This is a genomic window from Nocardia sp. NPDC059177, from assembly GCF_042755165.1.
GTDB lineage: Bacteria > Actinomycetota > Actinomycetes > Mycobacteriales > Mycobacteriaceae > Nocardia.
Map to the genome: position 1 here is coordinate 1 of NZ_JBHZBX010000013.1, position 14,423 is coordinate 14,423.

Genomic DNA, 14,423 nt, shown 5'->3' on the forward strand with positions numbered 1-14,423 from the left:
GGACGCCCAACGAAGTAGAGTCCGACTGGTTCGAGCGGAATCGAGCAGCCTGAGAAGTCAAAATCTCACTGTCCGAGAACTTCCCAGCCCCTCAGAGAGCAGGTTGGTGGTGTCGGTGGCGTGGGATTTGTAGGCGGTGGCGGTTTGGCCGGTCCAGTCGGCGACGTCGGTTTCGACGGCGGATTTCTGGGTGTTGGCTACTTCGGTGATGCGGGTCGCGACGTTGTCCCAGGTTTTGGCGTAGGCCTCGATCTGGTCGGGGTCACCGGCGATCCAGTTCAGGGCCTTCTGCAACGGTTCGCAGTGTTCGATGAGCCAGCCGACACCGTAGGAGGCCAGGGTGCCCAGCGGGTCGACGGCCAGGGAGAACAGGTCCGCGGCGCCGCCGAGGACGCCGAGGCCGGCTTCGATCCAGGAACCGGAGGAGATGGCGTCGGAGACGCCGGTGACGGTTTCGATGCAGCTGATGCCGGTGTAGGCGGTGGTGGAGTCTTCCTTGGCGGCGATCAGGGGGTTGGCGGCCATCAGATGCCGGATTCCTGGGACTTCAAGGCGGCGGCGTTGGTGGTGTCGCGGGTGGTGAACGAGTCCACGACGGTGGACAGGTTGGTGCTGGTGGTGGTGAAGGAATCGATCGCGGCCTCGATGGCGTCGATACCGTCGGTTTCGACCGAGTCGACGAACAACGGGCCCAGGAACGCGCAGATCTTGCCGAACGCGTCGGAGGGCGCGGAGACGGCTTGGGCGGCTTCCAACGCTTCGGTCAGGCCTGAGCCGGCAGAGGTGATGTTGGTGGCGTGGGATTTGATCTGATCCGCGGAGACGTTGATCTCCCCGGCACCGCCTGTATTCGTCATCGTGTTCCCCGCCCCTGTGAATCCCGTGCCACCCGCACTGGTGGGCGTTGTCACTCCCCCGCACAGCGCGTGTTCTACCGAACCGACCTGTAGAAGACCGGGTCCATGATCTTTTGGCACTCGGTGCCAGGCGTCGAGCCTAGCGGAAGTTCTCAGGCGCGAAGGTGTCGTGAAGTCGATGGAACCGGATGGTGGTCTTGTGCGTCTAAGCCGGTTGGCGGGTGTTGTGGGCATCGCGGGTTCGGGTGGTGAGGGAGCATCGACTGGGTGTGAATTCAGCGGGGTCAGAACATGGTTGGCGATATCGGTGCGATGGGAGCGGACGTCGCAGAGGTTGGTGGCTGGCAGCTGGCGCGCGGTCGTTTCGCGGGTCGGTAGGGAGGCGGGTCGGAGGGCGGGGAGATGTCGTAGGGTGGGCGGGACTGTGGGGCGGTCGGGTGCGGGGAGTGCTCGGGTGGCTCGGGGCTGGGACCGTGGGGTCGTGGCCGGTGGATCGGGGAAGACGGAGGATGCTCGTGCGGCGACGGTCTGTGGTGCTGGGCACGGTGGTGTGCGGGGTGCTCGCGGTGGTGGGGTGTTCGACTACCGAGGACGGGAACGCGCAGCCGAGTACGACGGATACGGCGGTGGCTACTGCGGCGCTGTGGGATCCGTGTTCGGAGATTCCGGAGGCGACGTTGACCGGGCTCGGGTTGAACCCCGGATCGAAGCGATCGGGAATCCTCGGGGCAGAAGAACCCGGCTGGAAGATCTGCCGGTGGACTGACGCGGAGTACCCGTCGAACTACAGCACAGCCGTCTACTCGACCACACACACGATCGATGAAGTGAGGACGAAACCGGGCAATACGAACTTCGAAGACATTGTGATCGCTGGCCGAACCGGCGTGCAGTACACGGACTCCTCGCACGCCGCCGACGAGTACTGCGTGGTCGCGTTCGAGACCGCGACCGGCTTCGCCCAGATCGACATGATCAATACAAGCTCGAAGTCCAAGCAGGTCGCACCGTGCGATCGGCTCCAGACGGTTGCCGAGGCCGTCGTTCCACTGATGCCGAAATAGCCGCCATCGTCGGGAGGGGAATTCCGTGGCAGACGAAAAGAATCGCTGGCAGACGCTCAAAGCCGAGGCTCAAGCTGGGAACCTGTACTTGGATCCATCAGTCGCCAAGGGCTGCCGCGATGCGAGCAACAAGCAGATCGAACTCTTCAAGACTCTGAAAGACGACCTCGTCACGCTGAAGACAGTCACCGGCCTCGGCCGCTTCAACTGTTCCGACCAGCTCGCCAAGATGCTCGGCATGAAAGCTGTTGGTGGGGAACGGGATTTCGATACCGCTTTCAAAGAACACATCGAAGTCCTCGAGCTGATCCGTGACACCATCGAGATCTCGGTGCAGAAGTACGAGAATCAGCAGTCCGATCAGGTCGCCGCGACAAACAACAAGGCCGCTGAACTCGAGAACGGGGGCAAGTGATGGCACTTCCCGCGATTCTGGCGGCTGCGGCGGTGGTCGGTGGCGCGTATGCCGGGCTGTCGGCGTATGCGAACGGTTCCACTCCGGAGCGGTCGACCGATGAGAGCCCGGATGCGACGATCGCCCGGAATCGGTTGACCGAGTTGCAGTCCGGGTTCGATGGTGATTATCAGGGCGGGCAGGTCAACGATTACGAAGAGCCGACCGAGATGTCGGATCTGTATGAGCGGGTGTCGGCGATGAATGTCGCCGATATCGCCACTCTGCACACGCGCTGGGAAAGTCTGCGTAATCAGATCGAGCAGGGGTTCAAGACCTATGACGCCGAGATCGGCAAGGCGATCGCCGAGAAGTGGACCGGTGATGCCGCGTCCAAGGCCGGTGAGGGGATCTCGCAGTACGTCGAGAAGTCCGGGAATCTGCTGGCTTCGGCGCAGATGATGGCGGAGAAGGTGAAGCTGGTGAAGTCGGCGGCGCAGGTCACCAAGGATCGGGTGCAGCCGCACGACGGGTCGACGGTGAGCGCGATCGCCAGCTGGATCCCCGGCCCCACCTGGAAGATGGACAGCCACAACAAGGAGACCGCGAAAGCCGAAGGCGCGGAAGTGGTTCGGGGCGTGTTCTACACCGCGGTCGAAGAGGCCGACACCCAGGTGCCGAAGGTTCCCGCGCCATACAACCCGGTGGTCACCGAGGACGAGACTCCAGGCGGCAAGTCGCCCGGGTCGACCAAGCCGACCACGACGCAGCCGACGACAACCCAGCCGACGACCACTCAACCCACCACCGAAGAACCGACGACCGAAGAACCGGCCACCGAGGACCCGTCCGACGACGACTCCGACGACGACACCTCGCCGTCGGGCACGAACCCGGCCACCACACCGGAGACACCGACGACCCCCACCACACCGGGCACCACGCCCGCCGGGACGAATCCGGCCGGGACCAGCGGGCTGCCGAGTGGCGGATCGCCGGGATCGCCGGGAGCGGGGACGCCCAGCGGCGGGACGCCGGGTGCCACCCAGCCGGGCACGCCGGGCGGCGCGACCACGCCGGGCGGCACGGTCGCGGCGGCGGGCGCGGCCGGGGCGGGCCGTAGCGGCATGGCCGGGATGGGCGGTATGGGTGCGGGCGGTGCGCGCGGCAAGGGCGAGGACGAGAACGAAACCGGGACCAAGGATTATCTGATCAACCAGCAGAACGGCGAGGAACTCACCGGCCTGTCCGAGGATCAGCGGGCTCGGACGGTGCCGCCGGTGATCGGCGAATGAGCGCCGGGCAGTGGCAGTTCAGCGCGCTCGGGTTCACCGTGTTGATGCGGTCTGTCGAACGCGATGTGCTGCCGTATCCGCTGGAAACCCACAGTGATGCCGAGACCGTCGACGAATACGACCGGCAGTGGCAGCGCGAGGCGCAGCGGATCCTGCCGATGTTCGACGCGACGCTGGAATCGGCGTTGCGGATCGTGCTGGCACCGGAGGGGCGGGTCGAACTGGCCGGGTTCGGCGACGGGGAGAGGTTGCGTTCTTTCGCGGCGGTGCAGGAACGTTCGGCGGTGCTGGTCGAACAGCAGCGGGTGCCGGTCGACGGTGCCGGCGGCGACATCCGGATGACGTTGCTGGGGATCGAGAGGCTGGCGGAGAAGCTGGCGGCCCGGCTGCCGAAGGTCGAGGCGGCCCGGGGCGAGGTGTTCTCGATGAACACCAACGACTTCGACGAGGAAGCACCGTACGACCCGTGGGCGGCGGATCGGCGCACGCCCCGGCAGCAGGCCGACGACTTCTTCGGGCGGACACGGTCGACACTGGTGTATGTGGCCGCGTATCCCGGTGCGGCGGTGGACAATCGGCCCGAACCGGGGCAGGGATTCCATGTGATGGACTTCCCGGACGGGCGCTACCTGGTGACCCAGCGTGGCTCGGTCGTCGAGGCACGACCGGGCGATACCGCGCAGGCGCGGCAGTCGGTGGTGCGATTGCTGAAGTCGGCTATCGCGCTGTACCGCGAGGAGAACGACCCCGCCTACCGGTGACCGGTTGTCCGGCCCGAGCGTGTGCGATGTGATCGGTAGCGGGTTTGTCGCAGAAAATCCTTCGACGTGACGCTCGCTCGGCGCTAGCGTGGTCCCTCGCCCCGCCGCCGTCGAGAGGAACCGCCGTGTCCGAAGCCGAGGCGATCGCCGCCAATCGCGCGAACTGGGATGATCGGGCCGAGGTGCACGTGCGCTCGCGGATGTATGACGTCGACGCCTTCCTGGCCGACCCGGACGACATCTCCTCGGTGGTGCGCAACGATCTCGCCGTGCTGGCCCCGCATCTGCCGCCGACCGGGGTCGCAGGCCGGTCGCTGCTGCATCTGCAATGCCATATCGGGACCGACACGGTGAGCTGGGCGCGGCTCGGCGCGGTCGAGGTCCACGGGCTCGATCTGTCACCGAACTCGCTGCGGCACGCGGCCCGGATCGCCGCCGCCGACGGGCGCGACCTCACCTGGGTGGAGGGCGACGCACGATTCGCCTCGACGCTGATCGACCGGCACTTCGACGTCGTCGTGACCAGCGCGGGCACGATCGTGTGGCTGCCCGAACTCACCGCGTGGGCGCGCTCGATCCATGACCTGCTGGCACCGGGCGGGGTGTTCCTGATTCGCGACGACCACCCGATCCTGGGCGCGATGGCCTTCGAGCCGTGGGAGATCGAGGACGACTACCTCGCCGGGAGCGGTGCGCGCACCTACTCGGATTCGGGGACCTACACCGAGGACTCCCAGGGGTCGATCACCCACACCACCAACCACGAGTGGCGCCACGACCTGGGCGAGATCGTCAGCGCGCTACTCGCGGCCGGGCTCGTCATCGAGGCGCTCGCCGAACTGCCCGCCATGGACTGGCCCGCGTTCCCGGATCTCGTCCCCTGCGCCGACGGCTGGACGCTGCCGGCCGGGAAACCCCGGATCCCACTGAACTTCGCCGTCGTCGCCCGCAAACCCGGACACTGACCGCCCCGGTTTCCGGGCGCCGAGACACGAGCAGACGCGGCGCCGACCGCCGCGCGCCCGGCGACGCGAACTCCGTGGGCGGCGGCCGAAGGCGCTGCTACTGCAGCCAGCCGGTGATGCGCTGGGCGATCGCGTCGGGGGTCAGGCCCAGGTCGTCGAGGATCTCGTTGCGGGAGGCGTGGTCCAGGAACTGTTGCGGGACACCGAGATCGCGGGTGGGGACATCGAGGCCGGCGTCGCGCAGGCGAGCCGAGACCGTGGAGCCGATGCCGCCGTGCAGGCCGCCGTCCTCGACGGTGACGACGAGACGGTAGTTCTCGGCGAGCTTGACCAGGGTGTCGGAGACCGGGATGACCCAGCGCGGGTCGACCACGGTGACCGAGAGGCCGTGCGGTTCCAGGAGTTCGGCGACACGCATGGCCGTCTCGGCGAACGGGCCGACGGCGACGAGCAGGACATCGCCGTGCTGGGACTGCGCGGAACCGGCGCCGGGCACGGCCAGGCGCAGCACATCGACACCGTCGAGGCGTTCGACGGCGGTGATGTCCTCGGCGACGCTGCCCTTCGGGAAGCGCAGCACGGTGGGGCCGTCGGCGATGGCGAGGGCTTCGGCGAGTTCCTCGCGCAAGGTGGCGCCGTCGCGCGGGGCGGCGACCCGGATGCCGGGGATGATGCCGAGCAGCGAGAAGTCCCACATGCCGTTGTGGCTGGCGCCGTCGGGACCGGTGACACCCGCGCGGTCCAGGACGACGGTGACCGGCTGCCGGAGCAGCGCGACATCCATCAGCAGCTGATCGAAGGCGCGGTTGAGGAAGGTCGAGTAGATCGCGACGACCGGGTGCATGCCGCCCAGCGCCAGGCCGGCGGCGGAGGTCATCGCGTGCTGTTCGGCGATGCCGACGTCGAACATGCGCTCGGGGAACCGTTCGCCGAAGGCGGCCAGGCCGGTGGGGCCGGGCATGGCGGCGGTGATGGCGACGATGTCCTCGCGGCGGGCGGCGTGCTCGATGAGTTCCTCGGAGAACACCGAGGTCCAGCCCTTGGCCTTCTTACCCGCGAGCGGGCGGCCGGTGAGCGGGTCGATCGGGTCGCAGGCGTGCATCTGGTCGGCGACGTGGTTCTCGGCGTGCTCGTAGCCGTTGCCCTTGCGGGTGACCACGTGCACGACGACCGGACCGCCGAAATCCTTGGCGCGGCGCATGGCCGCCTCGAGCGCGACCAGATCGTGGCCGTCGACCGGGCCGACGTACTTCATGCCCAGATCGGCGAACAGCTCCTGCGGGCTCACCGCGTCCTTGATCCCGGCCTTGAGCGCATGGACCATCGAGTACGCCGAATCCCCCACGGCAGGAATGCTTTTCAGGATGCGTTTGCCCGCGTCGAGGGCGTGCTCGTAGGCGGGCTGGGTGCGCAGCGCGGTCAGCCGGTCGGCCAGGCCGCCGATGGTGGGCGCGTAGGAGCGGCCGTTGTCGTTGACCACGACCACCACCGGACGGTCCGGGGCGCCCGCGATGTTGTTGAGCGCTTCCCAGCACATGCCGCCGGTGAGCGCGCCGTCGCCGACGACCGCGACGACGGTGCGGTCCTGGTCGTTGAGCGCGAACGCCTTGGCCAGACCGTCGGCATAGGACAGCGCGGCCGAGGCGTGCGAGGACTCGACCCAGTCGTGCTCGCTCTCGGACCGGCTCGGATAGCCCGACAGACCGTCGCGCATGCGCAGCGAGTCGAAGCGGTCCTTGCGGCCGGTGAGGATCTTGTGCACGTAGGCCTGGTGGCCGGTGTCGAAGATCAACGGGTCGGCCGGGGAATCGAAGATCCGGTGCAGGGCGATGGTCAGCTCGACCACGCCCAGGTTGGGACCGAGGTGTCCACCGGTGGCGGCGACCTTCTGCACCAGGAACTCGCGGATCTCGCCCGCCAGTTCCCGCAGTTGCGGCACGCTCAGCCGGCGCAGATCTTCGGGTGAATCCACCCGCGACAGCACTCCCACCTGAACTCGCTCCCTCCGGACTACAGTGTGATCCGCCCAGTGTATTTGGCCGCGCGACGGGCTCCGGCTCGCGGGCCCTTCCCGGGTGGCCCGCGCCGGGGTCTATGGTCTCGCCGGGCCCGCCCGGTCAGGCCGCTGAACTGCGCACGCGCGGCTGCCGTGGTGCACAGCCGCGACCCGGCGGGCTGTGAGGACTATCTCCCGCGCGTCCCCCGCCCCCACCCGGCCGGGGCCACCTACAGTGACGCTGTGGCCGAACCGGACGGTGTTGCGCGCACGATCGACCCGGGTGTGGTGGCCGGCATGCTCGACGAGGTGTACGCGGTCTGCCGCGACGACACCTCCGGTGCGCCCGCCGACTACATCCCCGAACTGGCCGCGGTGGCCCCCGATGCGTTCGGGTTGTGTCTGGCCACCGCCGACGGGCTGATCTACCGGGTCGGCGACACCGGGACCGGGTTCACCATCCAGTCGATCTCCAAGCCGTTCACCTATGCCCTGGCGCTGGCCGATCGCGGCCTCGACGGAGTCGCCGAACACATCGACGTGGAGCCCTCGGGTGAGCCGTTCAACGAGATCAGCCTGGATCCGCAGACCCAGCGGCCGAGCAACCCGATGATCAACTCGGGCGCGATCACCGCGGCCTCGCTGATCCGCGGGCGCGACACTGCCGAGAAGTTCGAGCGGGTGCGCCGCTGCTACTCCCGTTTCGCCGGGCGCGAGCTGACGATGGACCCGGCGGTCTACGAGTCCGAGGCGCGCACCGGCTACCGCAACCGGGCCATCGGCTACATGTTGCGCTCGGTCGGCATCATCGACGCCGACCCCGACGACGCGGTCGACCGGTACTTCCGGCAGTGTTCACTCGAGATCACCTGCGCGGACCTGGCGGTGATGGCGGCGACGCTGGCCGACAACGGGGTGAATCCGAAGACCAGGGAACGCGCGCTGTCGGCCGCGCTGACCGAGCGGGTGCTCAGCGTGATGACCACCTGCGGGATGTACAACGCCGCGGGTGACTGGGTGACCACGGTCGGCCTGCCTGCCAAGAGCGGGGTCGGCGGCGGGATCATCGCGGTGCTGCCCGGTCAGCTGGGGATCTCGGTGTACTCGCCGCGGCTGGACGCGCACGGCAACAGCGTGCGCGGGGTGGCCGCCTGCCGGGAGCTGTCGCGGCGGCTGGAACTGCATTTCTGTCACGTGACCCGCTCGGCGCGCACGGCGATCCGCGCCGACTACTCGGTGGCCCAGGTGCCCTCGCGGCTGCGCCGCAGTCCCGGGGACGCCGCGGTGCTCGACGCGCACGGCGACCGGGCCCGGATCTACGAACTGCACGGCGACCTGCTGTTCTCCGGCGCCGAACGGGCGGTGCGGGCGATCGAGGGCAAGGCGGGCGTGCTCGACGCGCTGGTGATCGATCTGCGGCGGGTCGGCGAGGTGAGCGCGGTGGCGCGGGAGATGTTCGACAAGTTGCAGGCCGGGCTCGTCGGCCGGGACACCCGGGTGGCGCTGGTCGACCCGGACGCCAAGGTCGGGCACGAGGCGTCGAGCCTGGACCCGAAGGACCCGCGCGGGCGGGTGTTCATCGACCGCGACACCGCCACCGAATGGTGCGAGGACATCGTCCTGGCCCGGCACCGGCCCGCCGGGACCACCCGCACCTCGATCGAGCTCGCCGAGCATCCGCTGCTGGCCGGGCTGGACGACACCGACCGCGCCGCGCTGGCCACCGACTTCCAGGCACGGACGCTGGCGCGCGGGGAGGTGATCGCCGAGCGGGGCGGGCCGCGGTCGGGTCTGTATCTGATCCTGGCGGGACGGGTGCGGATGACATTCGCGGGAGCCGACGGGCGGGTGCACCGGCTGGTGACCCTGTCGGCGGGGATGTCGTTCGGGGAGATCCCGATGCTGCTCGGCGAACCGTTCGTCAACGACATCGTCGCCGAGACGCGGGTGCGGGTGGCGGTGCTGAGCCCGGCCGCCTTCGACGCGCTCGCCCAGGCGCATCCGCGGCTGAAACTGGCACTGCTGCAACGGCTCGCGGCCGGGGCGTACGCGCAGATGGATGCCGCGCTGCGGACCATCTCGGGCAACCCGAGCAACTACTAGGAACTCGGGCCGGGCACCGGCCGTTGGCAGCTGAGGGAAACGTTTCGCGGCGACGGGAGTGGCACGGTGGGCGAGAAATCCTGGCAGGCGAGCACCACGATGCTCGGGCGCGGCACGGTCGGCGCTGTCCCGGATCTGATCCGGGTGACGCTCTCGGTCGAGTCGCGGGCCGCGACGGTCGCCGAGGCCTACGGGCGCGCGGGTGACCGGGTGAGCGCGGTGGTCACCGCCCTGCGCACGGCCGGGGTGCGCGATGCGGACATGGCGACCAGTGGGCTGAGTGTGCGCACCGAGACCGTTTACACCGACAACGGACGCACCGAGATCACCGGCTACCTGGCCGGCACCGGGCTGAGTGTGTCGCTGCGCGAAGGCACCGGCACCGAACCGGCCGAAACGGTCGCCGCGGCGGTGACCGCGGGCGGTGACGATGTCCGTCTCGGCGGGTTGACCAGGGAGATCGCCGATCCGGAGCCGCTGCTCGCCCAAGCCCGCGACGCCGCGTTCGACGACGCGAAGACCAAGGCCGAGCAGTACGCGGCGCGGGCGGGCGTGCGGTTGGGCGCGGTGCTGCAGATCTCCGAGGACATCGCTGCCCCGGTGCCGCGCGCCTACGAGATCAGCGGGAACGCGGCCCCGATGATGGCGCGCGGCAGTGCGCCGGTGCCGGTGGTGCCGGGCGAGACCGAGGTCGCCGCCACGGTGCGCGTCACCTGGGCGCTGGACTGAGCAGGTAGCCGGGGTTCAGCGGTCGAGCAGGGCCACGCATTCGACGTGGTGGGTGCCGGGGAAGGCGTCGAAGGCGCGCAGGTCGGCCAGGTGGTAGCCGGCGTCCAGGTAGAGGCCCAGGTCGCGGGCGAACGCGGCGGGGTCGCAGCCGATGTGGACGATGCGGCGGGGGTCGGCGTCGGCGACGGCGGCGATGATCTCCTTGCCCGCGCCCGCGCGCGGCGGGTCGAGGACGACGACGTCCGGTGTGCCCGCGGCGCTGTGGGTGCGCACCCAGCGTTCGACCCGGTCGGCGCGCAGGTCCAGCCAGGGCAGATCGCGCAGGGCCGCGGTGCCGTCGGCGACGGCTGAACGCGCCGATTCGACGGCCGCGACGGCGCCGGTCTGCCCGGTCTGCTCGGCCAGGCGCGCGGCGAAGACACCGACACCGCTGTACAGGTCCCAGCCGGACCCGCCCGGCGTCAGCCCGGACCATTCGGCGACCAGGTCCGAATAGCATTGCGCGGCACGATGATGCGCCTGCCAGAAGCCGGTGGCCGCCAGTTCCCAGCGTCGCCCGGCGACATACTCGACCGCCCGGCCGGTCCCGGCCATCACCCATTCCTCACGCGGCGCGTTGGTAGCGGACTTGCGCGCGGCCGCGCGGTCGCGAATCGCCCCACGGTCGTCACCGCCGGGCCCGCCGGATTCCCGGCGCCGGGTGGGATGCTGACGACCACGGCCGCGACCCGCGCCGCGCGGGGTCCCGGGCCTGCCGCCGCCACGGGCGGTGTCGTCGGCGGCGGCCAGTTCGACGATGTGGCGCACGCCGTCGCCGTCGACGGCGACGACCAGATCGCTGCCGGGAGTCCAGCTCCGCTGCGCGACGCCGTCGAGCGCGCCGGCCACCGGCTGCGGGCAGCGCAGGTCCGGGATCACCGCGGTGCTGCGGTAGCGGTGCACACCGGCGCGTCCCGCGTCGTCGACTACCAGCCGCACCCGGGTCCGCCAGCCGCCGGTCACCTCGGCGGCATCGCCCGCGATGGGTTCGACGGTGATCTCGGGCTCGATACCGGCCAGCCTGCGCAGCTGCTCGGCCACCACAGTGGCCTTGAGCGCGCGCTGCGCGGCCGGGGTGGCGAAGGAGAAATCGCAGCAGCCCGCGCCACCGGGACCCGAGACCGGGCAGGTCGCGGGGACCCGATCCGGCGACGCCTCGACGATCTGCACCGCGTCGGCCCGGCAGAACGAGCCACCCCGGTCCTCGGTGACACGCGCCAGCACCAGCTCGCCGGGCAGCCCGTGGCGCACGAACACCACGCGGCCCTCGTGGCGGCCCACACAGAATCCGCCGTGCCCGGGCGGGCCGAGCCGGATCTCGAATTCCTGTCCGCGCCAGTCACTCACGACCGCACCCACTCACTGTCTCGACCTGCGCGCGGCTCATCCGCGTCGACCCGGTTGTTCGAAGCCACGCCGCACCGAACCCGGCGCGTTGCCCTCGGCGGCCTGCTTGGCCCGCGTCGAGGAACTGAGCTGCCAGGGCACACTCGTCACCATCACGCCCGGCTCGAACAGCAGGCGCCCCTTCAGGCGCAGCGCGGACTGATTGTGCAGGACCTGCTCCCACCAGTGGCCGACCACGTATTCGGGGATGAACACGGTGACCACGTCGCGCGGGGCGTCCTTGCGCACGCGTTTGACGTAATCGAGCACCGGCTTGGTGATCTCGCGGTACGGCGATTCGATCACCTTCAGCGGGACATTGATCTCGCTGTTCTCCCACTCCCGGACCAGGCGGCGGGTGTCGGCGTCGTCGACGTTGACCGTGATCGCCTCGAGGGTGTCGGGGCGGGTGGCGCGCGCGTAGGCCAGGGCCCGGCGGGTGGGCAGGTGCAGTTTGGAGACCAGCACGATGGAATGGGTGCGGCTGGGCAGCACACCGTCCCAGTCGGACTCGTCGAGTTCGCGCGAGACCGAGTCGTAGTGGCGGCGGATGAGTTTCATCACCACGAAGATGGCGACCATGGTCGCGATGGCGATGTAGGCGCCGGCGAAGAACTTGGTGATCAGCACGATCACCAGCACCGCGCCCGTCGCGGTGAGACCGATCGCGTTGATCACCCGGGAACGCTGCATCTTCGCGCGCTGGGCCGGGTCGGTCTCGGTGCGCAGCAGCCGCGTCCAATGCCGCAGCATGCCGGTCTGGCTCAGCACGAACGAGACGAACACCCCGACGATGTAGAGCTGGATGAGCTTGGTCACCTCGGCACCGAACAGGACAACGAACGCGATCGCCGCGCCCGCCAGGAACAGGATGCCGTTGGAGAAGGCCAGCCGGTCGCCGCGGGTGTGCAGCTGACGGGGCAGATAGCGGTCCTGGGCCAGGATCGAGCCGAGCACCGGGAAGCCGTTGAACGCGGTGTTGGCGGCGAGCACCAGGATCAGCGCGGTGACGATCGTGATGAAGAAGAAGCCGATCGGGAAGCCGTGGAAGACGGCCTCGGCGAGCTGGGCGATCAGTGTCTTCTGGTGGTAGCCGTCCGGGGCGCCGACCAGGTTCGAGGTGTCGTGGGCGTAGACGATGCCGATCTTCTGGGCCAGGATGATGATGCCCATCAGCAGCACGATCGCGATGCCGCCCAGCATGAGCAGCGTCGTCGCCGCATTGCGCGACTTGGGTTTCCGGAACGCGGGCACACCGTTGCTGATCGCCTCCACACCGGTCAGCGCGGCGCAGCCGGAGGAGAACGAGCGCGCGATCAGGAACGCGAAGGCCACGCCGTAGAGGTGTTCGTCCTCGGCCTCCAGCCCGAAACCGGCGGACACGGCGTGGATGTCGTCACCGAGGACGTAGATCCGGAACAGGCCCCAGCCCAGCATCACGCCCATGCCGATGATGAAGGCGTAGGTCGGGATCGCGAAGGCCTTACCGGATTCGCGTACGCCGCGCAGGTTGATCGCGGTGAGCACGGCGATCGCCACCACCGCGAACAGCACCTTGTGCGTGGCCACGAACGGGACGGCCGAGCCGATATTGGAGGCGGCCGAGGAGATCGACACCGCCACGGTGAGCACATAGTCGACCAGCAGCGCGCTGCCGACGGTCAGACCCGCGTTGGGGCCCAGGTTCTTCGTCGCGACCTCGTAGTCGCCGCCACCGGACGGATAGGCGTGCACGTTCTGGCGGTAGCTGGCGACCACGACCGCCATCACCAGCGCGACGGCCAAACCCACCCACGGCGCGTACACGTAGGCGGAGATGCCCGCCGCCGACAGGACCAGGAAGATCTCCTCCGGCGCGTAGGCCACCGAGGACATCGCGTCGGAAGCGAACACCGGAAGAGCGATACGCTTGGGCAACAAGGTGTGGCCGAGCGAATCGCTACGGAACGGCCTGCCCAGCAGCACACGCTTGGCTGCCGTCGTCAACTTGGACACCGGGCTGAGCATAGAGCAGTTGATCGGTCCCCTCGCGCGCGCTCACCGGCCGCGACGGTGGCGTGGCGAGTGTTTGCGCCACGGCGCCGAGGGGAAAATGGGCGATGGGAGAACGCGGCGGGTACGGTCCATGCCGGACATGCCACGGGTCGGCCAGGAACGAGGGTGCACGGTGTACGTAGTGATCATGGGGTGCGGGCGTGTCGGCTCATCGCTGGCGCGCGCCCTGGTCCGGGTGGGGCACGAGGTCACGGTGATCGACCGCGATCCCAGCGCGTTCCGCCGGCTCGGTGAGGGGTTCACCGGTCAGGAGGTCGTCGGCGTCGGCTTCGACCGTGATGTGCTGACCCGCGCGGGGATCGAGCGCGCCGACGCGTTCGCCGCGGTGTCCTCCGGTGACAACTCCAACATCATCTCGGCGCGGGTGGCCAGGGAGATGTTCGGGGTGGAACGTGTCGTCGCACGCATCTACGACGCCAAACGCGCCGAGGTGTACGAGCGCCTCGGCATCCCTACCATCGCGACCGTGCCGTGGACGACCGACCGGTTCCTGCGCACGCTGATCGGCGACAGCTCCACCACCACCTGGCGCGAACCCACCGGCACGGTGGCCGTGTCCCAGCTGACGCTGCACGAAGAGTGGTTCGGGCGCACCGCGCGCGATCTGGAACGCGCGCTCGGGGTGCGGGTGGCGTTCCTGCTGCGCTTCGGTCAGGGCGTGCTGCCCGACGCGAAGACGATCATCCAGGCCGACGACGTGGTCTACGTCGCGGCCACGTCCGGCAGTGTCGGTGAGGTCGTCGCGCTGGCGGCCAAGCCCCCCGTGAGCGAGGACTGAA

The 14,423-nt window shown here is 69.3% G+C and carries 13 protein-coding genes; 8 read left to right on the top strand and 5 right to left on the bottom strand.

The features are described from left to right. Positions 1–57 precede the first annotated feature (57 nt). Both ACFXK0_RS17550 and ACFXK0_RS17555 read right to left on the bottom strand, forming a co-directional pair. Complete coding sequence (locus tag ACFXK0_RS17550; RefSeq protein WP_379411406.1) at positions 58–525, bottom strand: WXG100 family type VII secretion target; 468 nt, start codon at positions 523–525, stop codon at positions 58–60. Beyond that, positions 525–857, bottom strand: a complete 333-nt coding sequence (locus tag ACFXK0_RS17555; RefSeq protein ID WP_379411407.1) for a type VII secretion target — start codon at positions 855–857, stop codon at positions 525–527. Before ACFXK0_RS17555 ends, ACFXK0_RS17550 begins: the two co-directional genes overlap by 1 nt. A gap of 530 nt (positions 858–1,387) precedes the next feature. Here ACFXK0_RS17555 and ACFXK0_RS17560 point away from each other — a divergent pair. The 5 genes from ACFXK0_RS17560 to ACFXK0_RS17580 all read left to right on the top strand — a co-directional run bounded on the left by ACFXK0_RS17560 (position 1,388) and on the right by ACFXK0_RS17580 (position 5,336). Beyond that, positions 1,388–1,921, top strand: a complete 534-nt coding sequence (locus tag ACFXK0_RS17560; protein ID WP_379411408.1) for a DUF3558 domain-containing protein — start codon at positions 1,388–1,390, stop codon at positions 1,919–1,921. A 25-nt stretch (positions 1,922–1,946) separates the two neighbouring features. Then, positions 1,947–2,336, top strand: coding sequence for a hypothetical protein (locus tag ACFXK0_RS17565; protein WP_379411409.1), 390 nt, complete (start codon positions 1,947–1,949; stop codon positions 2,334–2,336). Further along, complete coding sequence (locus tag ACFXK0_RS17570) at positions 2,336–3,610, top strand: hypothetical protein (protein ID WP_379411410.1); 1,275 nt, start codon at positions 2,336–2,338, stop codon at positions 3,608–3,610. Before ACFXK0_RS17565 ends, ACFXK0_RS17570 begins: the two co-directional genes overlap by 1 nt. Continuing rightward, positions 3,607–4,371: an ESX secretion-associated protein EspG gene (locus tag ACFXK0_RS17575; RefSeq protein WP_379411411.1), complete on the top strand. Its 765-nt coding sequence runs from the start codon at positions 3,607–3,609 to the stop codon at positions 4,369–4,371. Before ACFXK0_RS17570 ends, ACFXK0_RS17575 begins: the two co-directional genes overlap by 4 nt. A gap of 125 nt (positions 4,372–4,496) precedes the next feature. Next, positions 4,497–5,336: a class I SAM-dependent methyltransferase gene (locus tag ACFXK0_RS17580; RefSeq protein WP_379411413.1), complete on the top strand. Its 840-nt coding sequence runs from the start codon at positions 4,497–4,499 to the stop codon at positions 5,334–5,336. Positions 5,337–5,433: 97 nt separating this feature from the next. On the opposite strand, the gene dxs is transcribed toward ACFXK0_RS17580, so the two are convergent. Next, a complete protein-coding gene (gene dxs / locus ACFXK0_RS17585; protein WP_379411414.1) occupies positions 5,434–7,326 on the bottom strand; it encodes a 1-deoxy-D-xylulose-5-phosphate synthase in 1,893 nt (630 codons plus the stop codon). Between the two features lie 303 nt (positions 7,327–7,629). Here dxs and glsA point away from each other — a divergent pair, with 303 nt between their 5' ends. Together glsA and ACFXK0_RS17595 are read left to right on the top strand one after the other, a co-directional pair. Continuing rightward, positions 7,630–9,435, top strand: coding sequence for a glutaminase A (glsA, locus tag ACFXK0_RS17590; protein ID WP_379411597.1), 1,806 nt, complete (start codon positions 7,630–7,632; stop codon positions 9,433–9,435). 66 nt (positions 9,436–9,501) lie between these two features. Continuing rightward, positions 9,502–10,164, top strand: a complete 663-nt coding sequence (locus ACFXK0_RS17595) for an SIMPL domain-containing protein (RefSeq protein WP_379411416.1) — start codon at positions 9,502–9,504, stop codon at positions 10,162–10,164. A 15-nt stretch (positions 10,165–10,179) separates the two neighbouring features. Here the strand turns inward: ACFXK0_RS17595 and ACFXK0_RS17600 are convergent, their stop codons facing one another. After that, positions 10,180–11,550, bottom strand: a complete 1,371-nt coding sequence (locus ACFXK0_RS17600) for a class I SAM-dependent RNA methyltransferase (protein WP_379411417.1) — start codon at positions 11,548–11,550, stop codon at positions 10,180–10,182. A gap of 36 nt (positions 11,551–11,586) precedes the next feature. Then, positions 11,587–13,584 (bottom strand): APC family permease, encoded by a 1,998-nt coding sequence (locus ACFXK0_RS17605; RefSeq protein WP_379411419.1) that lies wholly within the window; start codon positions 13,582–13,584, stop codon positions 11,587–11,589. 172 nt (positions 13,585–13,756) lie between these two features. Here ACFXK0_RS17605 and ACFXK0_RS17610 point away from each other — a divergent pair, with 172 nt between their 5' ends. Then, the gene (locus ACFXK0_RS17610) at positions 13,757–14,422 is read left to right on the top strand and encodes a potassium channel family protein (protein ID WP_379411420.1); all 666 of its coding nucleotides are present in this window, start codon (positions 13,757–13,759) and stop codon (positions 14,420–14,422) included. Position 14,423 lies beyond the last annotated feature (1 nt).

What these genes read in the sequence shown, in the direction of transcription:
- ACFXK0_RS17550 (WP_379411406.1), bottom strand. Translation starts at nt 525, where the DNA reads ATGGCCGCCAACCCCCTGATCGCCGCCAAGGAAGACTCCACCACCGCC.
- ACFXK0_RS17555 (WP_379411407.1), bottom strand. Translation starts at nt 857, where the DNA reads ATGACGAATACAGGCGGTGCCGGGGAGATCAACGTCTCCGCGGATCAG.
- ACFXK0_RS17570 (WP_379411410.1), top strand. Translation starts at nt 2,336, where the DNA reads ATGGCACTTCCCGCGATTCTGGCGGCTGCGGCGGTGGTCGGTGGCGCG.
- ACFXK0_RS17575 (WP_379411411.1), top strand. Translation starts at nt 3,607, where the DNA reads ATGAGCGCCGGGCAGTGGCAGTTCAGCGCGCTCGGGTTCACCGTGTTG.
- glsA (WP_379411597.1), top strand. Translation starts at nt 7,630, where the DNA reads ATGCTCGACGAGGTGTACGCGGTCTGCCGCGACGACACCTCCGGTGCG.